Genomic DNA, 21869 nt, shown 5'->3' on the forward strand with positions numbered 1-21869 from the left:
CACACTCCACACCGAATCAGTCCGAAACGGGAACATTCCCTCGATCGAGGAGGGATGTGCCCTTCGCGGACCCTCGCGCCGGTCCGATCCGAAGATGTGCCAGAGTTGCCACGTCCGGGCTTCGAGCACGTACCGTACGGCCAAACAGCCGGACAGCCGGGACACCGGGAAGGGGCAGCTGGGTTGACCACGCACGCACCGCAGGCGCCGCAGTCGGTGACGCTGCCGGCCTCGCTCGACGAGGCCGTGGCGGCGCTCGACGCCATGCCCGCCGCCGTTCCCGTGGCCGGTGGAACGGACCTGATGGCGGCCGTCAACAAGGGGCTGCTGCGCCCCTCCGGCCTGGTCGGCCTCGGCCGGATCAGCGAGCTGCGCGGCTGGCACTACCAGGACGGCCACGCCCTGCTCGGCGCCGGACTCACCCACGCGCGCATGGGGCGGCCCGACTTCGCCGCCCTCATCCCCGCCCTGGCCGCCGCGGCCCGCGCCGCAGGGCCGCCCCAGATCCGCAACGCCGGGACGCTCGGCGGCAACATCGCCACCGCGGCACCGACCGGTGACGCGCTGCCGGTGCTCGCCGCGCTGGAGGCCGAGCTGGTCGTCGCCGGGCCGGGCGGCACCCGCCGCGAGATCCCCGTCTCGCACCTGCTGGCCGGCCGCGCGATGCTCGAACCGGCCGAGCTGATCGGCTTCGTCCGGGTCCCGCTGCTGCACGCCCCCCAGGTCTTCCTGAAGGCCACCGGCCGCACCGGCCCCGGCCGGGCCACCGCCTCCGTCGCGATCGTCCTCGACCCGGCCCGGCGCGGGGTGCGCTGCGCGGTCGGCGCCATCGCGCCGATGCCGCTGCGCCCGCTGGAGGCCGAGCACTGGATCGCCTCGCTGATCGACTGGGACGGGGAGCGGGGACTGGCCCCCGACGCGCTGGCCGCCTTCGGCGAGTACGTCGCCGCGGCCTGCGTCCCGGACCATGAACCGCCCGCCGACGGGGGAGAGGCGCCGGCGCTGCCCCCCGCCGTACTGCACCTGCGGCGGACCGTCGCCGCGCTGGCCCGACGCGCGCTGGGGAGGGCACTGTCGTGACCACCGAGGACCGCAACGACGAACACGGCCGCCAGGACGACCACCTGCGCCACGGCAGCTGGCAGCCGACGCCGCAGGGCGGCGAGTACGACGACGGCGCGACCGCCTTCGTCCAGCTGTCGCCGGAGGACCTGGCGAACATTCCGCTGGCCGCCCCCGGCCACGGCTACGTCCCGCCGATGATCGTGCCGCTGACGCCCGCCGCCGGGCTGGACCCGACGGCCACCGGCACCTGGGCGCAGCCGGACCACCAGCCGGAGACGGGCACCGCGGAGCAGCCGTCCCAGGGCGGCGCGGTGCACTGGCCGGACCCGAACCAGCAGCAGGGGCCGTACGACTACGGCTACGAGTACCCGCAGGCCGTCGCCCCGCACACCGCCCAGCACCCCCAGCAGGCCTCGCACGCACCGCAGGCCCCGCACGACCCGCGGACCCCGCACGCACCCCAGCCTCCGCACGACCCGTTCGCACAGCTTCCTCCGGAGCAGTACGGGGAGGGGCAACAGGCGACCGGACAGTGGAACTTCACCGAGTCGGCGGAGTACGGCCTCCCCGCCGGGCAGGCGCCGCACGCCGCTCCGGCCGGTGAGCACCCGGGCCACGGCGGGCACACCGGGCAGTGGACGATCCCGGTCGCCGAGGGCGAACTCCCCGAGGAGTCGGGCGAGTTCGCCGCCTCGGCGCTGGCCGCGCAGTGGTACGGGAACGAGAGCCCCTCGGCCACGCTGCCCGGCGGCGCCCCCGCCCCGTGGGCGACGCAGCCGGAACCGGCCGTACGGCAGGAGCCCGTCGCCCAGCCGCAACCGACCGTGCAGCCGGAACCGGCCGCGGTCGTGGAGCCGGAACCCGCACCCGTAGCCGCGCCCGTGCCCGTCGTGGAACCAGAACCGGAACCGGAACCGGAACCGGAACCTGTTCAGGAGCCCGGACCGGCCTCCGTGGCGGAGGCGGTCGCTCAGGCGGCGCCCGTGGCAGAGCCGGTCGCGGACGCCGTGCCGGAGGCCGCTTCCGGGCCTGCTCCGGAGCCCGTTCCGGAACCTGCGGCGGAGCCCATGGCCGGGCCCGTTCCGGCCGTGGACGAGGCCCCCGCCGAGCGGGCACCGGAAGTGGCGCCGGAGCCCGAGGCGGAGGCCGAACCCGCCACGCTCCCGGAGGACGCCCCGTCCCCGGGGGACACACGGACCCCGGCGGACACGGAGGCCCCCGAGGCCGAGGCCGCCGACAGCCCGGAGGACGCCGACCCCCAGGTGCAGCCGGGCCTCCCCGACGAGCACCCCGCCGTCTCCTACGTCCTGCACGTGAACGGCGCCGACCGCCCGGTCAGCGACGCCTGGATCGGCGAATCGCTCCTCTACGTGCTCCGCGAGCGCCTCGGCCTGGCCGGGGCCAAGGACGGCTGCTCGCAGGGCGAGTGCGGCGCCTGCAACGTCCAGGTGGACGGCCGGCTCGTCGCCTCCTGCCTGGTCCCGGCGGCGACCACGGCCGGCAGCGAGGTCCGTACCGTCGAGGGCCTCGCCGTGGACGGTGAACCCTCCGACGTCCAGCGGGCCCTGGCCAAGTGCGGGGCCGTCCAGTGCGGCTTCTGCATCCCCGGCATGGCCATGACCGTGCACGATCTGCTGGAGGGCAACCACGCCCCCAGCGAACTGGAGACGCGCCAGGCGCTCTGCGGGAACCTCTGCCGCTGTTCCGGCTACCGCGGCGTCCTCGACGCCGTCAACGAGGTCATCGCGGGCCGCGAGGCGCTCCACGCCGCCGCCTCGTCGGACTCCACGTCCCCGGAGCCCGACGAGGCCGGTATCCCGCATCAGGCGGCCCCCGGGGCCGGTAGCGAGACGCACGCCCAGGACGGAGGCATGGCGTGAGCAACGACGCAGCCACCGCTGCCAACGCCGCCAGCACACGGATCACCACCCCGGCGTTCGACGGCCCCGCCGAACCGCCCGCGCTCGGCATCGGCGTCTCCCTGCCGCCCGCCGACGCCCGCGCGAAGACCGAGGGCACCTTCCCGTATGCCGCCGACCTGTGGGCCGAGGGCCTGCTCTGGGCGGCCGTGCTGCGCTCCCCGCACCCGCACGCCCGCATCCGGTCCGTCGACACCTCGGCCGCCGCCGCGATGCCCGGCGTACGGGCCGTCATCACGCATACGGACATCCCCGGCGAGAGCCTGTACGGGCGCCGGGTCGTCGACCGCCCGGTCTTCGCCTCCGACCTGGTCCGCCACCACGGCGAGCCGATCGCCGCCGTCGCCGCCGACCACCCCGACACGGCCCGGCTCGCCGCCGCGGCCATCGCCGTCGAGTACGAGGTCCTGGAACCGGTCACCGACCCCGAGCAGGCGTTCGCCGCCGAACCGCTGCACCCCGACGGCAACCTGATCCGCCACATTCCGCTCCAGTACGGCGACCCCGAGGTCACCGGCGAGGTCGTCGTCGAGGGCCTGTACCGCATCGGCCGCCAGGACCCGGCCCCGATCGGCGCCGAGGCCGGGCTCGCCGTGCCCCGCCCGGACGGCGGCGTGGAGATCTACACCGCCTCCACCGACCCGCACGCCGACCGCGACCTCGCCGCCGCCTGCTTCGGCCTCGAAGCCGAGCGGGTGAAGATCGTCGTCACCGGCGTCCCCGGCGCCACCGGCGACCGCGAGGAGCCCGGCTTCCAGCTCCCGCTCGGCCTGCTCGCCCTGCGCACCGGCTGCCCGGTCAAGCTGGCCGCCACCCGCGAGGAGTCCTTCCTCGGCCACTCCCACCGTCACCCCACCCTGCTCCGTTACCGCCACCACGCGGACGCCGACGGACGGCTGGTCAAGGTCGAGGCGCAGATCCTGCTCGACGCGGGCCCGTACGCCGAGTCCTCCTCGGAGTCGCTGGCCGCCGCCGTCGCCTTCGCCTGTGGCCCGTACGTCGTCCCGCACGCCTTCATCGAGGGCTGGGCGGTCCGCACCAACAACCCGCCGTCGGGCCATGTCCGCGGCGAGGGCGCGATGCAGGTCTGCGCCGCGTACGAGGGCCAGATGGACAAGCTGGCCGCCAAGCTCGGCATCGACCCGGCCGAACTGCGGCTGCGCAACGCCCTGTCCACCGGTGACATCCTGCCCACCGGCCAGACGGTGACCTGCCCCGCCCCGGTCGCCGAACTCCTCACCGCCGTACGGGACTTCCCGCTCCCCGCGCTGCCCAAGGACACCCCCGAGGGCGACTGGCTGCTGCCCGGCGGCCTGGAGGGCGCGGGCGAGCCCGGTGCGGTCCGCCGGGGCGTCGGCTACGCGCTGGGCATGGTCCACATGCTGGGCGCGGAGGGCGCCGACGAGGTCTCCACGGCCACGGTCCGGGTCCACGACGGCATCGCCACCGTCATCTGCGCCGCCGTCGAGACCGGGCAGGGCTTCTCGACCCTGGCCCGCCAGGTCGTCCAGGAGACCCTGGGCATCGAGGAGGTCCACGTGGCCTCCGTCGACACCGACCAGCCTCCGGCCGGACCGGCGACGCACGGCCGCCACACCTGGGTGTCGGCCGGGGCGGTGGAGCGCGCCGCGAAGATGGTCCGCACCCAGCTCCTCCAGCCGCTGGCCCACAAGTTCGGCATGTCCACGGAGCTGCTCCAGATCGCCGACGGCAAGATCACCTCCTACGACGGGGTGCTCTCCACCACGGTCACCGAGGCGATGGACGGCAAGGAGCTGTGGGCCACCGCCCAGTGCCGCCCCCACCCGACCGAGCCGCTGGACGCCTCCGGCCAGGGCGACGCCTTCGTCGGCCTCGCCTTCTGCGCGATCCGCGCGGTGGTGGACGTCGACATCGAGATCGGCTCCGTCCGGGTCGTCGAGATGGCGGTCGCCCAGGACGTCGGCCGGATCCTCAACCCGGCGCAGCTCGCGACCCGGATCGAGGCCGGGGTCACCCAGGGCATCGGCGCCGCGCTCACCGAGAACCTCCGCACCGCCCGCGGCCTGGTCCGCCACCCGGACCTCACCGGGTACGCGCTCCCGACCACGCTGGACGCCCCGGACATCCGGATCGTCGAACTCGTCGAGGAACGCGACGTGGTGGCCCCCTTCGGCGCCAAGCCCGCCTCCGCGGTCCCCGTGGTGACCTCCCCCGCGGCGGTGGCGGCCGCCGTCCGCGCGGCCACCGGCCGCCCGGTCAACCGCCTCCCGATCCGCCCCCAGGCGGCCGTCGCCGCACCCAACTCCTGAGCTCCGCGCGCGTGGCGTTGCACCCGTGACCTCTGACGGCTGGGAGCGGTGGCTCGGAGTTCGGGCGTGACGGAGGCAAGGGAGCGCCTGCGGCAGACGGCTTCGCCACGCTGCGGGGGACCCACGAGATCGCGAAAGACGTGAGGGCGCCCCCGTCAACTCGCCCTGAAAGTAGACGCGGACAGGAATGGCTTGCGTACTGACGGTGAGATGTAGTGTTCCTGGTCGGAGAGATCCGCAGGGGGAACGGAGGGCTGCGCATGGCGTGGGACGAGTGGGAGCAGATCAAAGCCGAGGTGACCGATCGGCAGTCCGTGGCGATGCAGATCAACCACGTTCCGTCGGATCCTCCACCCGTCGGCCCCGGTGCCGTGACAGGTGCTCTGAAGTCCAGCAGGAAGGCGTGGGTCACGGCCGGGGAAGAGGTGGGCTCGCTCCGCCGCAGCATCGGCACCGCGCTGACCCGACTGGAGAACGGCCAGGCGGGGCTCGGCGCACCCACGGGTTGTCTGAGTGCGGCCGCGCAGAAAGAGGTGTACGACTCCTGGAAGAAGTACGCCGAGGGAGTCAGCGAGCGGTGCGGCGCACTTCAGAAGATTCTGGAGCAGGTGGGCCATGACCTGTTGTCGACCGATGACGCCGTCAAGGGCGAGATGCGGAAGCTGAACCTCAAGTACGCGGACACGGGCGCCGTCGGCGGCCACGCGAAGAGTCAGTGACATCGGGATGGACTACGCCACACTCAAGGCCTTGAAGCCGACCGAGTTCGAGGACGCCGCCGACGGGTACCGCTCCGCGGGCAAAGCTGCTCAGGAAGCCAAGGAGCACTTGGAGAACGCCGTCGCAGCGGGCATGCGCGAGACGTTGGAGGGCGAGGCCGCGGAGGCGGCGCAGAAGCAGTTCCGGGCCCTGGCGCAGAACTTGCACTACACCTTGACCGAATGCGGTGTGATCAGCACGGCGCTCAACGGCTTCGCCCACGACATGGCGGCTGCCCAGCGCAAGCTGGACGCGGCGACCGAGGACGCCCGGGCGGACGGCTGCACGGTGAACGTGGACGGATCGGTCACATATCCGGCGGGTCGGAGGCCGGGCGAGGAGAAGGCCGCTGACGGCGGAACGGTGACGGGAAGCGCCGGAGGCGGGCCCGCCTCCGATGCCCTGGAGCGCCAGGCGGCGAGCATCCACCCGAACCCGAACTACGGAAAGGCGGCGGGATACGCGAACCGGATCGCCGACGCGCTCGAGGAAGCCACGGACGCGGACAAGAAGTGGGCGCCGAGGTTACGGGACCTCAAGGCTGATGATGACTTGACCGTGTCCGCCCGGGACTGGGCGGATGTCACGTCGGACGCGACGGGTGTGCGCGGGGCGGCCGATGCTTACCTCGACACGATCGAGCCACCACCCAGGAGCGACTGGCCACAGGACAACGCCAACTGGTGGAAGGGCCTGTCCGAGGAGCAGCGCGCAGCCTATGTCTCCATGTACCCCGCAAGTGTCGGAGCGCTCGACGGCCTCCCCTCCGACGTGCGCGACGAAGCGAATCGCACGGTGTTTGCGGAACAACGCGGCGCCAAGCAGGTGGAGTACGACGCCTGGCTCAAGAAGGAGCCGGAGCAGTACAAGCCCTACATCAGCCCCCTCACGGGTCGCGAGGTAAAGGGTGCGATGGTCCCCACCGAGGAGTGGAAGGAGTGGAACGAGAAGAAACAGAAGCTTGAGGGCGGCTTCAAGGGCATGGACGACATCCAGAAGCGTTTCGACAGCTACACGAGCGAGAGTAATCGCCCCTATTTACTCGGATTCGACGGCAACGACATGGGGCGAGCCATCGTTTCCATCGGAAATCCGGACACTGCCGATAATGTGGTGACGTATGTGCCCGGAACGTTCGCCAAGTTGGAGTCCATCGACGGAGACCTTGCCAGGGCCCAGCTTCTCCAGGCACAGGCAGAGGCCACCGACGGCTCCCGGAAGACGGCATCGATCGTGTGGCTCGGTTACGACGCCCCTCAGGCCATCGCGACCGACGCGGCGGAGACCAAATGGGCCGACAAGGCAGAGGAGCCGCTGGGCAACTTCCTGCAGGGCATTGAGGAAGCCAACCATCGCGATGCGCATCAGACGCTGCTGGGTCACAGCTACGGGTCTTTGGTGGCAGGCCGGACGATGAGCACCCACATCGACTTGCCGGTCGACAACGCGATCATGGTGGGCAGCCCAGGCGTGGGCGTGGATCACGCGAAGGACCTGAACATTTCGGCGGACCATGTCTTCGCGGCCACGGCCAAGAACGACCTCATCAACCTCGCCCCGCCACCGGCCGGCCCCTTGGCCCCACTCAATCCGAAGGCGTACACGGAGCTTTTCGATGACCACTCGATCGTCCATGGAACCGACCCGGTCTCCGGCAACTTCGGCGGTGTGGTCTTCGATGTCCCCGCCGGGAAGCTCCCGGGCTCTGGCGGCGACATGATGCCCGCACACTCCCAGTACTGGGACGACAAGCCACTCAACAAGATGGCGCGGATTGTCACCGGAGGACAGCCGTGACTCTGCGGAGGGCGCTTCCAGCCGCTGCGCTACTGGCGACCACGGCGGTCGTGGTGACCGCATGCGGGGTACAGCAAGACGGCGAAGAAACACTGAAGCAGGTCACGATGAACGAGCAGCAAGCGATCGACCGCGCAGAAGAGATCGTTCACCAGGCGGTGGACAGGATGTCGCCCAATCCCACGCTGGAGCGCACGGGTCCCGAGGCTGTCGGCCCCTGCACCGCCAGAGATGACCACGGCCCCGACGACCGATTGCAGGTCACCCTCTTCTACAAGCTGACCGGGGTTCCGGGGAGCGAGGCCAAGAACCTCGTGTTGCAGGCGCGGGATGCCTGGCTGAAGCAGGGATACAAGTACAACTCGTCGAGCGAGGAGGACATGTCCGGCCCCTTCCCCTGGGTCAGTATGCGCACGGAGCCTGATGACTACTGGATGGAAGGCATCACGGGAGTCCTGGACCGCGCCAAGGGTGAGGGCATCGCCACCCTCAAGGTGAGGTCGCCCTGCTTCCTCCCGCCGGAGAAGTCCTCAGCGTCGACCGAGGCCGACCCTGCCGCACTGGAGGAGCCACAGGCCGACGACCCCGCCCGGCATCGGGTCCTCGGCCACTCCAGCCGTGTCTACGATGCCCTGCGGGTCGGGTCGGCGCCCACGCAGCCAGGGGAAGGCCTCAGCGTGGTCCGGGGCGAGTCCGGGGTCTCGGTTCATCACGCCTGGTCGACGCAGCCGTTGCCGGAGGACGTGAGGGTACGCGCCCTGGCACGCGCGCAGACGTACTTTCGGAGCGAGGGATGGACCGTGCGTCACGTTCCGACGCGCGAGGGCACCCCCGCCGTCGTCGCCCGCCATCCCGAAGAAGGCACGATCGCCCAGGTCGCAGCCTCGACCACCGGTGTGGTGCGCGTCGCGGTCACCACGCCCGCCGACGGACCGGCGTCCTCGGATGTGTGACAGGTGTCCTTCGAGCCCGTGGGGGCGGACGCCAGGCCTGCTTACCCGGCGCTCCCCTCATGGAGAACCTCCGCAGCGCCTGAGGCCCGATCCGCCCCCGGGCGGCCGTCGCCGCGCCCAACTCCTGAGCCGCGTGCGCGTGGCGTGATCCGGGTTGCATCTGCAACCCGGAAATGCGCTCCGTCACCGTCCCTCACTAGGGTGGCCCCGAAGTCGGGAGCCGACCGTCGGCCGGCTGCCGTCCAACGGGGGAGGGCACTGTGGGATCGAACGAACCGGGGACGGGTTTACCGTCGTACCCCTGGGGCGTCATCGGCGCCGCGGGAGCCGTCGGCGCGGTCTCCCCGAGCGCCGCGAGCGAACTGGTCACCGAAGTATCGTCGTTCACGAAGTTCCGCGACCGCGTCGACCACCTCCTCCAGGACCTCGCGGCCTCCCCGGCCGCCCCGGGCCGGGTCGGCGCGGACACGGTGGGCCGCGACCGGTTCGGCGGCGGCAGGGGCGAGTGGACGGAGGCGGACGCCCTGCACAGCGCGTACGCCAAGGTCGTCGACGAGCTGGAGGGCCTGTCCCGGCTGCTTTCCGATTGCATCGAGGGCATGAGTATCGCCGTACTCGGCGCCCACCAGGGCTATCAGAACGTCGACCTGGAGATCCGGGAACGCATGAGCGCGATCCAGGACAGCGTGAACGGCCAGCGCGGTTTCAAGCGGGAGCACACCCCCGACAGCACCACTTTCTGAGGTCCGGGGCTGGTCACAGACAAGCGGAGAGGCGGTGCCATGGGCACGGATTTCGACGGGATGACGCACGAGCGGATGCTGGAGTGGCTGGACCGCGCCAGCAGTGGTGAGATGCAGGCCGCGTCGGACCGCCTCGTGGGAGCGGCTTCCGAAATCCGCCGGATCGCCGAGGATCTGAAAGTCCGCCCGCAGTGGGTGGAATGGAAGGGACAGGGGGCCGACGCGTTCCGTACCTGGAGTGCAGATCTGGCCAATGCGACGCTGCGCCTGGGGGACTACAGCGAGGGCGTGTCCAAGTGGCTCGGCGAGGCGTCGAACGCGGTCGCGTCGGCACAGGCGTCCATTCCCCGGACGGAGGCGGGCGCCCGGGCCAACCTGGAGGCGGCCCTCGCCGCGCGGAACGACCCCGATGCCTCGGACGTGGCGCGGAAGTCCGCGGCGGAACTGATCGAGACGGGGAAGCGGAACCGCGAAGAGGCAGCCGCGCAGATGAGGAAGCTGTCGCAGACGTACGCCATGTCGTCGTCGCAGCTCGCGGCCCTGGAGAAACCGGTGTTTCCGGCGATCCCGCAGGCGATGGTCTCGCACAGAGCGCTGGGGCGTGACGGGCAACAGCACCAGAGGGGTATTTCATCGGAAGAAGGGGGCGCGCCGGCCCCCGGGGGAGTCGGGCACCCTGGCGTATCGGAGAGCCGCAGGGAAGCGGTCCCCGGCGAGGTCGGGCATGCGGGGAGCGTGGCGGGCGCAGGCGCGGCTCCGTACGGGGCGCGGTCTTCCGCCCCGGGGGCGGTGAGCATGGAGATTGACGGGGTGGCCGCACTGTCGGACGCCTCGTCCCCACCGGCCACGAATCCGGTGGCGCTGTCGGCCGGTCCGAGGGCCGACGGTATCCCCTCCCCGGTACAGGGTGCCGTTCCGCCGGTGCCTCCTTCCCGTACCGGTCCCGCCGGGCCGCGCGGTACGAACGGAGCGGGTGGCTCGACGGGCCTGCCACGTCCGCCGGTGTCGGCCCCCGGGCCGACCGCTCCGGGGGCCGGACCGGTGGGGCGGCCGCCGGGGGCCAACGGGATCGTCGGGGGCCACGCTGTACCTCCTGGACCGGCACGCCCCGCCGTGGGCATCCCGCGCGGAACGGTCATCGGCGGCGAGAGCGCTCGTGGCGCGGCGCCCTTGGGACGAACGCCGGGCACGAGCGGCGGCGTTTCCCGGGTGCCTCCGATCACGGGTGGTGCGGTGGGCAACCATCAGCAGCAAGGGCGTGGACCGGTGCGTGGACCGGCGGGTGTGGGTTCCGGGGCGAAAAGGGCGGGACGGGACGAGCGGCGCGACCGGCCGGACTACCTGCTCGAGGACGAAGAGACATGGCAGCAGGGCGTTCGCCGTGTCGTCCCACCGGTCATCGACTGATCAGCAATGGACTCACGAGGGACTGGGATGCGCATCAGAGGCGAAGGACCGAAGCGCTGGCGACCCGCAGCGGCGGCCGTCCTGGGCATGCTCTTGGTGGTCGGTTCAGCGGCGTCCGCATCCGCTGGTTCCGTGCGGTCCAAGCAGTGGCATCTCGATGCCATGAAGGCGGACGAGATGTGGCGGACGAGCACCGGCGAAGGTGTGGTCGTCGCCGTGATCGACAGCGGCGTGGACGAGAAGAATCCGGATCTGGTGGGGCAGATTGTCAAGGGGAAGGATCTGGAACCGGACGTCCTGGGTGACGAGCGCGCCGACTACGACGGCCACGGCACGGGCGTGGCGGGTCTGATCGCGGGCACGGGCCGGGGCCACGGAGGGGACGGGGCCTTCGGGCTCGCACCGGGCTCGAAGATCCTTCCGATCCGCATGCCGGAAACGGGAGTCGGGGAAACCCAGGATGTGGGGGAGGCCGAGTTCAACCGAGTCGTCTCCGTGGCCATTCGCTACGCGGCGGATCGCGGCGCAAAGGTGATCAACATTTCCATGGGGTCGCAGAGCGGCTCGCAGGCGCTCACCGACGCGGTGAAGTACGCCCTCGCCAAGGGCTCGTTGATCTTCGCGGCAGCAGGAAACAGCGGAGGCGGGGCCAACATGCCCGAGTACCCGGCGGAAACGCGCGGCGTCGTCGGAGTGGGTGCCGTCGGTCACGACGGGAAGAGGACCGAAGAGTCCCAGTACGGGCCGCAGATCGACTTCACTGCCCCGGGAATCGACATGGTCCATCCCTGCAAGGGAGGGACCCAGCTGTGCGAGACGAGCGGAACCAGCGCCGCCTCCGCCATCGCCTCCGCCTCTGCCGCGCTCATCTGGTCGAAGCATCCCGACTGGACCAACAACCAGGTCCTCCGAGTCTTGCTGAACACTGCTGGCAAGCCGAAGAGCGGCGCCAAGCGCAGCGATGACGTCGGCTACGGCGCGGTCCGCCCACGCGTCGCCCTCAAGGCCCCGGGCGACCCCGGTCCGGCAGGCGTGTACCCGCTCCCGGACCTCGCGGCCGCCGAGAGCCCGAGCCCCAGCCCGGCCGGTGCCTCCGCCGAGAAGCCTTCCGGCGCGGCGGCCGCCGACGCACCGGCCACGGCCGCCCCCACCGCCGACGCCTCGGGCAGCGGTGGCGGCACGGGCCTCTGGATCGGCCTGGCGGTCGGCGTCGTCGTACTCGCCGGTGCGGTGGCCGTGGCCCTGGCCGCACGTTCCCGTCGGCACTCCGTTCGGAGGGGGACCGGCTGACCGGCGAGCAGGCCGGAGCCGCGACAACCGCCCCGTCTCGCTGCCCCTCGCTCCGGTGGCAGCGGTGCTGGTGGCTCGGGCAGGAAGAACGGCCGCCCGCGTCGTGCGGGCGGCCGTACCGGCTCTGCTCCGTGGAGGCCGTGACCGGATTCGAACCGGTGTAACTCGAGTTGCAGTCGAGCCCCTGAACCACTCGGGCACACGGCCGGGTCGCCCTCGGCGTGCTTCGACGGTAGGTCCGGGCACCCCGGGGCCTCAAGGGAGCGGCCCGGTGCGCAACGCGACTGCCATGCCCCGTTCACGTTCGGGCGGGTGGTCCTACGCCCAACGGACGAGCACGGGCCCGCCCCACGACAGGGGCCGAGCGGCTTTCCGGCCCTTACTCTTGGGTCCATGAGTGCCCTGGAACCGCGTGACGACACCGACCTTCCCCCGCTCGCCGCGCAGTCCCCGGCCACCGTCGTGCCCGAGGCCCCGGCCGGCGGGGTGCTCGGCCGTGGGTACCGGGCGCTCAGCATCGGCATCGTCTCCGTCGTCTTCCTGATCGCCTTCGAGGCGACCGCCGTGGGCACAGCGATGCCGGTCGCCGCCCGCGACCTGCATGGCATCGGGCTGTACGCGTTCGCGTTCTCGGCGTACTTCACGACCAGCCTCTTCGCCATGGTGCTCTCCGGGCAGTGGGCGGACCGGCGCGGTCCGCTGGGGCCGCTCGCCGCCGGGATGAGCGCCTTCGTGTTGGGGCTGCTGCTCTGCGGGACCGCCGGGAGCATGTGGGTCTTCGTCGCGGGGCGGGCCGTCCAGGGACTGGGCGGCGGCCTGGTGATCGTGGCCCTGTACGTGGTGATCGGCCGGGCCTACCCGGAGCGGCTGCAGCCCTCGATCCTGGCCGCGTTCGCCGCGAGCTGGGTGGTCCCTTCAGTGGTCGGGCCGCTCGCGGCCGGGACCGTCACCGAGCACCTGGGCTGGCGCTGGGTCTTCGTCGGCATCCCCGTCCTCGTCGTCTTCCCCCTGGCCCTCGCGCTGCCGCAGATCCGGCAGCGGGCCTCCGGGTCGGCCGACCCGGAGGCGGCCGCCGCACCGTACGACCGGCGGCGCATCCGGCTGGCCCTCGGGATCTCGCTGGGCGCGGCGCTGCTCCAGTACGCCGGGCAGGAGCTGGACTGGTTCGCGCTGATCCCGGCGGTGGCCGGCTTCGCGCTGCTCGTCCCCGCGGTGCGCGGACTGCTGCCCCCGGGCACGGTGCGGGCGGCGCGCGGGCTGCCCGCGGTGGTGCTGCTGCGCGGGGTCGCGGCCGGTTCGTTCATCGCCGCCGAATCGTTCGTTCCGCTGATGCTGGTGACCCAGCGCGGGCTCAGCCCGACGATGGCCGGCTTCTCGCTCGCCGCCGGGGGCGGGACCTGGGCGCTCGGCTCGTACATCCAGTCCCGGCCACGTCTGGAGCCGTACCGGGGGCGGCTGATGGTGGGCGGCATGGTGCTGGTCGCCGCGGCGATCGCGGCCGCGCCGTCCGTGCTGATCGAGGCAGTGCCGGTCTGGACCGTGGCGGTGGCCTGGGCCTTCGGCTGCCTGGGCATGGGCGTGGTGATCGCCTCGACGAGCGTGCTGCTGCTGAAGCTGTCGGCGCCGGAGGAGGCCGGGGCGAACTCGGCGGCCCTCCAGATCTCCGACGGGCTCTCGAACGTCCTGCTCCTCGCGGCGGGCGGGGCCGCCTTCGCGGCCCTGGGCGGCGGCACGCTGGGCGCCGTCCACGACGTGGCGGCCTCGTCGGACGCCACCGGATCGCACCCGGCGGCCTTCGCGGCGGTCTTCCTCCCGATGGCGCTGGTGGCCCTGGTGGGGGCATGGGTGTCGTCGAGGGTGCGGGCCAAGTCCTGAGGGCTGTCCCTCGACGAGCCCCTTTCCGGTCCTGCCGGGCTCGCGGCGTCCGGAGCCGATCTGTGAAGAGGGTCTCAGGTGGCCCGAACCACCGCTCGTCCGTACGGGGTTCCGTCCGGCCCCCCGGTAAGGTGGCCCGGTTGTCGTATCGCGTGCGCGTCCGAGCCGTACGCCCCGGCAGCCAACCCACGTACCCGAGTGCCCCGAACCGGAGACCGTGACTACTACCGCCTCCCACCACCTCTCACCCGCCTTCCCCGGCCGCGCCCCCTGGGGCACGGCCGGCAAGCTGCGAGCCTGGCAGCAGGGCGCCATGGAGAAGTACATCCAGGAGCAGCCGCGCGACTTCCTCGCGGTCGCCACCCCCGGCGCGGGGAAGACCACCTTCGCGCTGACCCTCGCGTCATGGCTGCTGCACCACCACGTCGTGCAGCAGGTCACCGTGGTCGCGCCGACCGAGCACCTGAAGAAGCAGTGGGCCGAAGCGGCGGCCCGGATAGGGATCAAGCTCGACCCCGAGTACAGCGCGGGCCCGCTGAGCAGGGAGTACGACGGCGTCGCGATCACCTACGCGGGTGTCGGCGTCCGCCCGATGCTGCACCGCAACCGCTGCGAGCAGCGCAAGACCCTGGTGATCCTCGACGAGATCCACCACGCCGGTGACTCGAAGTCCTGGGGCGAGGCGTGCCTGGAGGCGTTCGACCCGGCCACCCGGCGGCTCGCGCTCACCGGCACCCCGTTCCGCTCCGACACCAACCCGATCCCCTTCGTCACGTACGAGGAGGGCAACGACGGCATCCGGCGCTCCTCGGCCGACTACACGTACGGCTACGGCAACGCCCTCGCCGACGGCGTCGTCCGACCCGTGATCTTCCTCAGCTACAGCGGCAACATGCGCTGGCGCACCAAGGCCGGGGACGAGATCGCCGCCCGGCTCGGCGAGCCGATGACCAAGGACGCCATCGGGCAGGCCTGGCGCACCGCGCTGGCCCCCACCGGCGAGTGGATCCCCAATGTGCTGGCCGCCGCCGACAAGCGGCTGACCGAGGTCCGCAAGGGCATTCCGGACGCGGGTGCGCTGGTCATCGCCACCGACCAGGACTCGGCGCGCGAGTACGCCAAGATCCTCAAGAAGGTCACGGGGGAGAAGGCCACCGTGGTCCTCTCCGACGAGAAGGCCGCCTCGAAGAAGATCGACCAGTTCAGCCAGGACGGCTCCCGCTGGATGGTCGCGGTCCGCATGGTGTCGGAAGGCGTCGACGTCCCGCGCCTCGCCGTGGGCGTCTACGCCACCACCATCTCCACGCCGCTGTTCTTCGCCCAGGCCGTCGGACGCTTCGTGCGCTCCCGCAGGCGCGGCGAGACCGCCTCGGTCTTCGTGCCGACCATCCCGATGCTGCTGGACTTCGCCAACGAGATGGAGGTCGAGCGGGACCACGTCCTCGACAAGCCCAAGAAGGGCAGCGACGAGGAGAACCCGTTCGCGGAGGAGGACAAGCTCCTCGCCGACGCCGAGAGGCTGGAGGACGAGGAGACCGAGGACCAGCTGCCCTTCGAGGCCCTGGAGTCCGACGCGGTCTTCGACCGGGTGCTGTACGACGGTGCCGAGTTCGGCATGCAGGCGCACCCCGGCAGCGAGGAGGAGCAGGACTACCTGGGGATTCCCGGGCTGCTGGAGCCCGACCAGGTGCAGTTGCTGCTCCAGAAGCGGCAGTCCCGGCAGATCGCGCACAGCCGCCAGCGGCCGGCCGAGGAGGCCGACCTGCTGGAGAAGCCGGCCGAGGCGCGGCCGGTCGTCACGCACAAGCAGCTGCTGGGCCTGCGCAAGCAGCTCAACACGATGGTGTCGGCATACACCCACCAGAGCGGCAAGCCGCACGGCGTGATCCACACCGAGCTGCGGCGGGTGTGCGGCGGCCCGCCGAGCGCGGAGGCCACGGCCGGGCAGATCCAGCAGCGGATCAAGAAGGTCCAGGAGTGGGCCACCCGCATGAAGTAGGCACCATCCGGTACGGGCCCGGGTCGGGGACAGCGGTCCCCGACCCGGGCCCGTGGCGTTCCCGGGGAGTCCGGTCGGCCACCGGCCGCCGGAGTTACCAGACGTGCGGTGCGGACTGGACGACCGTGGCGACGCACGGCACCGTGGCCGACGTCGGGGACGACGCCACGATCTGCAGCGACCAGTTGGTGGCGCTCGGGGGCGAGGACAGCACCTTGGAGTTCGTGCTGTCGCCCGCCGCCAGGGTGCCGGAGGTGAGCTTCAGCGGGCCCAGGGTGATCGGGTTGCCGCCGCTCATGCCGGGGTTGGTCTTGCCGGAGAACTGCACCTCGCTGGTGGCGCCGCCCGAGGTCTTGGTGAGCTTGAGCGTCGTCGTGATGCTGTTCGGGTCGGCGGTGGTGCCGGCCGGCATGGTGATCGCGCTGGACGTGATCTTGATGGTCTTGGCGGTGCCCGAGTCGGCGGCGGTCAGGGTGGCCAGACCGCTGCCCCAGGTGCCGCAGTCGTACGTGGCCGTCGCCATCAGCGGGGTCACGGCGTTGGCGGTCGGGGCCAGGGCGAGGGCGCCGGCCACGGCACAGGCCGCGGTCAGGACGAGTGGGAGGCGTCTGCGATTCGAAGGCATGACGGAGACCCTTTCGGCGATGAATTGCGTGGATGCGCTGGTGGCGCGCGGCTGATGCGAGGTCGATCCGCTGCTCATTCATTTCGCTGCTGATGCGCCGCGGGTGTGCCGAGGATTCGCTGCGGGCTGATCGGAGCGGACCGGATCTTTCCTCCGGGACCGGCATGTCGGTGCAGTGAAACGGCGGCCCTCGGAGAAGTCAAGAGAGGCCGACAGGCGCACTTGAATTTCTCCGGGAAATGCTTTTCGGGCATTTCAGATCTGGATCAATCGGCTTCCCAAGGATCAATCGGTTCGCTCTTGACTTCTCTGCACCCGGCCCCCTCAATGTGCGCAATCAATGGGCCATGCGGCCGTGCGGCCATGGAGGGGTGTCTGGTGATACGACGACGAAGACCCGGTGCGACCGGTCTGCTCGCGGCCTGCTTCGCGCTGACGCTGGGCTGCGCCGGGGCCACCGCCCAGGCCGTCCCGCTCGCGGACGGGCCCGCCGCCGCCACGATCGCCCCGACCGTCCACTGCGTCCTGCCCGCCGGCCAGGGAGAGGCGACCGGGCCGCAGGACATGACCGTCGAGCTGTCGCCCGCCGTCGTCGCGCCCGGCGGCAAGGTGCACGCGAAGGTGACCCTCGGCCCGTCCCCGGCGACCAGCGCCCTCCCGCTGAAGGACGTACCGACCATCCCGAGCATCGACCTCACGATGTCCGGCGGGGCGAGCGGCACGGTCACGGTGCGGGGCGCCGAGATCACCATGGACATCCCGTCCGGGGTGCCCATCGAGATCCCGCCGTACGAGGGCGACTTCCTCGTGCCCGCGACCGCCTCCGGGCCGGTCTCGTTCGCCGTCGCCCGCACCCTGACCCAGACCAAGGTGCTCGGCTCGGTCTTCGAGACCCCGTGCGACGTCGTCGACGGCGGGGCGGACGTCGCCACCGTCACCGTGGAGGGCACCGGCTCCACGCCCGCCACCCTGACAGCGCCCGCCGACCCCGTACGCCCCAGCACCGCCGTCCCGTTGGGCGGTTCGGGCTGGACGGCGGGGGCCACCCCGGTGCCCTCGCTCTGCGCGGAGGGCGGGGGCGGCTGCGACCCGCTGAAGTTCAAGTCCAACGACCTGGGCATCGACGGGGACGGCACCCTGCACGGCACGGCCACCCTCGCGGAGTCCGGCGCGGTGCCGGACGGCCGTTACGTGGTGAAGGTCAACGACGGTACGAAGGAGGCGACCGCCCCCCTCACCGTCAAGGCCGTCGCGGCCGGCGAGCGGGAGATCTCCCTCTCGAAGAGCCGGGGCCCGGTCGGCAGCGTGATCATCGTCAGCGGCCGGAACTACAACCCGGACCGCTGGATCAACGTCATCGGCCTCGACGCGAGCGGCACCGGGCTCGACGACAGCGCGGTCTACGCCAAGAGCGCCCCGGACGGCACCTTCTCCGTCGAGTTCACGGTGATCTCCGACGCCGTCGTCGCCGTCCAGGCCGACGAGGGCAACGACCCCGAGACCGTGCGCACCGCCCCGTTCACCGTCGCGGACGACGGCGGCGGGGAGGAAGGGTCCAGCGCCGACCAGAAGCTGACCACCTCGGTCCGGGCCGGGACCCTGTCCATGGTCCAGGACGGCGACACGGTCGACTTCGGCACCACCGTCCTGGGCACCGGCAGCGGGGTGCAGCGCTCCCGGCTCAACCGGGTCGAGGTGGAGGACGCCCGCGGCGTCGACAGCGGATGGTCGCTGACCGCCACCCTCACCGGCTTCACCGCCGCGGGCGGCGCCACCATCCCGGCCGACGCCGTGCGGTGGACGCCCAGGTGCACGGCGCAGCCGGGCAGCGTGGGCGTGCCGGTCGCCGGATCGCCCACCGCGCTCGGCTCCACGGCGGCGAGCCTGTGCCGGATGGACCCGGACGGCAGCCGCCCGTTCACCGCCGGCCGGTTCGACGCCGACGCCAATCTCACCCTCACCGTTCCCGGGACCACCCGGCCCGGGGACTACAGCGCCACCCTCACCCTCACCCTTCTCTGACCCGGGGCGAGGGGCACGACAGGAAGTCCCGGAGGCGCCCGCCCGCTCCGCATCGCGTCGGAGCGGGCGGGCGCCTTCGTTCCGAACGCAGGAATCCCCCTGGAGGAGCCGTATGTCCGTCAGACCGTCCACCCCGCCACCGGAAAGAAGGCCACGGCCGGGCGGAGCGCTGCGCCGCGCCGTCGCCCTCACCGCCGGGGCCGTACTCGTCTGGACCGGGGGCACCGTGGCCCTCGCACCGGCCGCCGCGGCCGGCACCGTCACCCCCACCGTCCACTGCTCCCTGCCCGCCGGCCAGGGCGAGGCGACCGGGCCGCAGCAGATGAGCGTCGACCTGTCGCCCTCGATCGTCGACCCGGGCGGCAAGGTGCACGCCAAGGTGTCCCTCGGCCCGTCCCCCGCCACCAGCGGGCTCAGCCTGAACGACGTGCCGACCACCCCCAGCATCGACCTCGCCATGTCCGGCGGCGCCACCGGCACGGTCACCGTCACCGGCCCCCAGATCAACCTGAACATCCCGTCCGGCAAACCCATCGAGATCCCGCCGTACGAGGGCGACTTCCTGCTTCCCGCCAACGCGAGCGGCCCGATCACCTTCACCCCGGTGCGCAACCTGACCCGTACGAAGGTGCTCGGCTCCACCTACGAGACCCCCTGCGACGTGGTGAGCGGCGGCGGCTCCGTCGGCACGGTCACCGCCGAGGGCACGGCGGGCCACCCGGCCACCCTGAACGCGCCCGCCACCGCCGTCCGCCCGTCCACCGCCGTCGCCCTGACCGGCAGCCTGTGGACCGTGGGGGCCACCCCCGTACCCTCGCTCTGCGCGGCGGACGGCGGCGGCTGCGACCCCGGCAAGTTCGCCTCCAGCACGCTCGCCATCAGCTCCTCGGGGGAGCTGACCGGAGCCGCGGTGCTGGCCGCCGCCGGGACCGTCCCGGACGGCTCGTACCTGGTCAAGGTCGGCGACGGTACGAAGGAGGCGACCGCGCCGCTCACCGTGAAGGCGTTCGTCCCGGCCGGCCCCCGGTCCGTCGTGCTCTCCCGGGCCGCGGCACCGCTCGGCAGCGTCATCCAGGTCACCGGCAGCAACTACTTCCAGGACCGGTGGGTCAACACCGTGGCCCTGGACGCCAGTGGGGCCACCCTCGACGACACCGCCGTCTACACGAAGAGCACCTCGGACGGCACGTTCCGCGCCGAGTTCACCGTCTCCGACCCGGCCATAGCCGCGATCCAGGTCGACGAGGGCAATGATCCGGCCACCGTGCTGACGACGCCGTTCACCGTCACCGACGCCTCCGCGACGCTCGACGCCGGCGCGGCGAAGGTCCGGCCGGGCGGCACGATCGCCGTCTCCGGCGGCGACTGGCCCAGCGGCACCACCCCCACCGCCGCGCTCTGCGGGGCCGACGGCGGAAGCTGCGACAGCGCGCGGATCACCGGCTCCACGCTCCGGATCGGCGCCGACGGCACGCTCTCCGGCACGGTCACCGTCGCCTCCTCCACCCCGCGGGGCGACTACTCCCTCCAGGTCACCGCCGGGGTGGCGCAGACCCGTACCGCGCTGACCGTCGCCCCGTCCTTCATCGTGCTGACCCCCTCGGCCGGGCCGCGCGGCACCTCCGTCACCGTGGTCGGGCAGGGCTTCGCGAAGGTGGCGACCGTCTCCATCGTCGGGCTGCGGGCCGACGGGTCGCAGACCTCCGACGCGGCGAAGACCAAGGTGGTCGGCCTGGACGGGGCCTTCTCGCAGACCTTCAAGGTCAACGCGGCCGACACCGTCGCCCTCCGGGTCCGTGAGGTGCTCGTCAACCCGCGTACCGAGACGGCGGCGTTCACCGTCCAGGACGGGACCGTGCCCGCCGGGCCGGCCTTCGCCCTCTCACCGCCCGAGGGGCCGCCCGGCATGGCGGTCCAGGTGACCGGCCGGGGCTTCGCCCCGGTCGCCACCGTCTCGGTGACCGGCCGGACCGCCGACGGCAAGCAGACCTCCGACGGATACGTCACCCGGATCGTCGGACTCGACGGCACCTTCGCCCTCGTCTTCACCGTCCGCGACCCGGCGACCCGGTCGATCCGGGCCTGCGAGGTGCTCGTCAACGGAAAAATCGTGCAGCAGTCCTTCGCCGTGACCTGAGGACCGTTCACCCCCGGCACGGGAAGTGCCGCGAAGGCGTCGGCCGACCTGGACGCGCGTAGATCGTCCCGGGTCGGCCGATGCGCCGCTGACCGGCGCTTATGCGGCTTCAAGCCAACCTTGTTCCGGACAACGCCCGGATTCTGGACGAGGTCTTCCGCTGAGCGGACTCGCTCGCTACTGTCCCCGAAACAAACGCCCCAACGCCCCGTGGCAGAGCCGCTCCGGGGCGCAGCCGTTGCCTGGCCAGGCGGGCGGCCTCTCCGTGCGTCGCCGCTGGGACCGGCGGCTCACATTCCGTGGGGACCAGCCGCCGCCGCTCATCTAAAGAGGGAGAGGGCGTCGTGACCGCGGAGACCTCCCAGACGCTCGACCGGGGCCTCAGGGTCCTCAAACTGCTGGCCGACACCGACCACGGCCTGACCGTCACCGAGCTGTCCAACCGGCTCGGGGTCAACCGGACCGTGGTCTACCGTCTGCTCGCCACGCTGGAGCAACACGCCCTGGTCCGACGGGATCTGGGCGGCCGGGCCCGGGTCGGGCTGGGGGTGCTGCGGCTGGGCCGGCAGGTGCACCCGCTCGTCCGGGAGGCCGCGCTGCCCGCGCTGCGCTCGCTGGCCGAGGACATCGGGGCCACCGCCCACCTCACCCTGGTCGACGGGAGCGACGCGCTGGCCGTGGCGGTCGTCGAGCCGACCTGGACCGACTACCACGTGGCTTACCGGGCGGGTTTCCGCCATCCGCTGGACCGGGGCGCGGCGGGCCGGGCGATCCTCGCCGCCCGCCAGAAGCCGGTCGGCGAGACCGCCTTCACCCTGACCCACGGCGAGCTGGAGACCGGGGCGAGCGGGGCCGCCGCCGCGCTGATGGGGGTGACCGGGGTGGAGGGCAGCGTGGGCGTGGTGATGCTCGCCGACTCGGTGCCCGAGCGGGTCGGCCCCCGGGTGGTGGACGCCGCGCGCGAGGTGGCCGAGGCGCTGCGGTAGC

The 21869-nt window shown here is 72.3% G+C and carries 15 protein-coding genes and 1 tRNA gene; 14 read left to right on the plus strand and 2 right to left on the minus strand.

Annotation, left to right across the window (positions count from 1 at the left end; translation table 11 throughout):
• The first annotated feature begins 183 nt into the window (after nt 1–183).
• The 9 genes from ACWC97_RS20935 (at nt 184) to mycP (ending at nt 12224) form a co-directional block, all read left to right on the plus strand.
• Nucleotides 184–1080 carry an FAD binding domain-containing protein gene (locus ACWC97_RS20935; protein WP_352273692.1) on the plus strand — a complete coding sequence of 299 codons (897 nt, stop codon included), beginning with the start codon at nt 184–186 and terminating at the stop codon, nt 1078–1080.
• Nucleotides 1077–2945: a 2Fe-2S iron-sulfur cluster-binding protein gene (locus tag ACWC97_RS20940; protein WP_450650818.1), complete on the plus strand. Its 1869-nt coding sequence runs from the start codon at nt 1077–1079 to the stop codon at nt 2943–2945. The genes ACWC97_RS20935 and ACWC97_RS20940 overlap by 4 nt, the downstream gene beginning before the upstream one ends.
• Nucleotides 2942–5275: a xanthine dehydrogenase family protein molybdopterin-binding subunit gene (locus ACWC97_RS20945; RefSeq protein WP_450650820.1), complete on the plus strand. Its 2334-nt coding sequence runs from the start codon at nt 2942–2944 to the stop codon at nt 5273–5275. The genes ACWC97_RS20940 and ACWC97_RS20945 overlap by 4 nt, the downstream gene beginning before the upstream one ends.
• A 260-nt stretch (nt 5276–5535) precedes the next feature.
• The gene (locus ACWC97_RS20950; protein ID WP_450650822.1) at nt 5536–5994 is read left to right on the plus strand and encodes a hypothetical protein; all 459 of its coding nucleotides are present in this window, start codon (nt 5536–5538) and stop codon (nt 5992–5994) included.
• 7 nt (nt 5995–6001) lie between these two features.
• Entirely contained in the window at nt 6002–7831 is a 1830-nt protein-coding gene (locus tag ACWC97_RS20955) for an alpha/beta hydrolase (protein WP_450650824.1), read from the plus strand.
• 107 nt (nt 7832–7938) lie between these two features.
• Complete coding sequence (locus ACWC97_RS20960; RefSeq protein WP_450650826.1) at nt 7939–8784, plus strand: hypothetical protein; 846 nt, start codon at nt 7939–7941, stop codon at nt 8782–8784.
• 260 nt (nt 8785–9044) lie between these two features.
• Complete coding sequence (locus ACWC97_RS20965; protein WP_450650828.1) at nt 9045–9527, plus strand: hypothetical protein; 483 nt, start codon at nt 9045–9047, stop codon at nt 9525–9527.
• A 39-nt stretch (nt 9528–9566) separates the two neighbouring features.
• On the plus strand, nt 9567–10934 hold the full coding sequence (locus ACWC97_RS20970; protein ID WP_450650829.1) for a hypothetical protein: 1368 nt from the start codon (nt 9567–9569) through the stop codon (nt 10932–10934).
• 27 nt (nt 10935–10961) lie between these two features.
• On the plus strand, nt 10962–12224 hold the full coding sequence (gene mycP / locus ACWC97_RS20975; protein ID WP_450650831.1) for a type VII secretion-associated serine protease mycosin: 1263 nt from the start codon (nt 10962–10964) through the stop codon (nt 12222–12224).
• A gap of 132 nt (nt 12225–12356) precedes the next feature.
• On the opposite strand, the gene ACWC97_RS20980 is transcribed toward mycP, so the two are convergent.
• A tRNA-Cys gene (locus ACWC97_RS20980) sits at nt 12357–12431 on the minus strand.
• Between the two features lie 186 nt (nt 12432–12617).
• Here ACWC97_RS20980 and ACWC97_RS20985 point away from each other — a divergent pair.
• Both ACWC97_RS20985 and ACWC97_RS20990 read left to right on the plus strand, forming a co-directional pair.
• Nucleotides 12618–14099, plus strand: a complete 1482-nt coding sequence (locus ACWC97_RS20985) for an MFS transporter (RefSeq protein ID WP_450650833.1) — start codon at nt 12618–12620, stop codon at nt 14097–14099.
• Nucleotides 14100–14316: 217 nt separating this feature from the next.
• The gene (locus tag ACWC97_RS20990; protein WP_352273699.1) at nt 14317–16098 is read left to right on the plus strand and encodes a DEAD/DEAH box helicase; all 1782 of its coding nucleotides are present in this window, start codon (nt 14317–14319) and stop codon (nt 16096–16098) included.
• A gap of 94 nt (nt 16099–16192) precedes the next feature.
• Here the strand turns inward: ACWC97_RS20990 and ACWC97_RS20995 are convergent, their stop codons facing one another.
• The gene (locus ACWC97_RS20995; RefSeq protein ID WP_352273700.1) at nt 16193–16723 is read right to left on the minus strand and encodes a hypothetical protein; all 531 of its coding nucleotides are present in this window, start codon (nt 16721–16723) and stop codon (nt 16193–16195) included.
• Nucleotides 16724–17101: 378 nt separating this feature from the next.
• Between ACWC97_RS20995 and ACWC97_RS21000 the strand changes: the two genes are divergently transcribed.
• The 3 genes from ACWC97_RS21000 (at nt 17102) to ACWC97_RS21010 (ending at nt 21868) form a co-directional block, all read left to right on the plus strand.
• Nucleotides 17102–18745: a WxL domain-containing protein gene (locus ACWC97_RS21000; RefSeq protein ID WP_352273701.1), complete on the plus strand. Its 1644-nt coding sequence runs from the start codon at nt 17102–17104 to the stop codon at nt 18743–18745.
• A gap of 112 nt (nt 18746–18857) precedes the next feature.
• Nucleotides 18858–20882 (plus strand): hypothetical protein, encoded by a 2025-nt coding sequence (locus ACWC97_RS21005; RefSeq protein WP_450650835.1) that lies wholly within the window; start codon nt 18858–18860, stop codon nt 20880–20882.
• Nucleotides 20883–21226: 344 nt separating this feature from the next.
• Nucleotides 21227–21868 (plus strand): IclR family transcriptional regulator, encoded by a 642-nt coding sequence (locus ACWC97_RS21010; protein WP_352273703.1) that lies wholly within the window; start codon nt 21227–21229, stop codon nt 21866–21868.
• The last annotated feature ends 1 nt before the right edge of the window (nt 21869 follow it).

This window comes from Streptomyces sp. NPDC001108 (assembly GCF_053598535.1).

Bases quoted from the DNA above. Each gene is read 5' to 3' on its own strand.
- ACWC97_RS20960 (WP_450650826.1), top strand. From the start codon at position 7,939: ATGAACGAGCAGCAAGCGATCGACCGCGCAGAAGAGATCGTTCACCAG.
- ACWC97_RS21005 (WP_450650835.1), top strand. From the start codon at position 18,858: ATGTCCGTCAGACCGTCCACCCCGCCACCGGAAAGAAGGCCACGGCCG.
- mycP (WP_450650831.1), top strand. From the start codon at position 10,962: ATGCGCATCAGAGGCGAAGGACCGAAGCGCTGGCGACCCGCAGCGGCG.
- ACWC97_RS20995 (WP_352273700.1), bottom strand. From the start codon at position 16,723: ATGCCTTCGAATCGCAGACGCCTCCCACTCGTCCTGACCGCGGCCTGT.
- ACWC97_RS20985 (WP_450650833.1), top strand. From the start codon at position 12,618: ATGAGTGCCCTGGAACCGCGTGACGACACCGACCTTCCCCCGCTCGCC.
- ACWC97_RS20955 (WP_450650824.1), top strand. From the start codon at position 6,002: ATGGACTACGCCACACTCAAGGCCTTGAAGCCGACCGAGTTCGAGGAC.
- ACWC97_RS20950 (WP_450650822.1), top strand. From the start codon at position 5,536: ATGGCGTGGGACGAGTGGGAGCAGATCAAAGCCGAGGTGACCGATCGG.
- ACWC97_RS20970 (WP_450650829.1), top strand. From the start codon at position 9,567: ATGGGCACGGATTTCGACGGGATGACGCACGAGCGGATGCTGGAGTGG.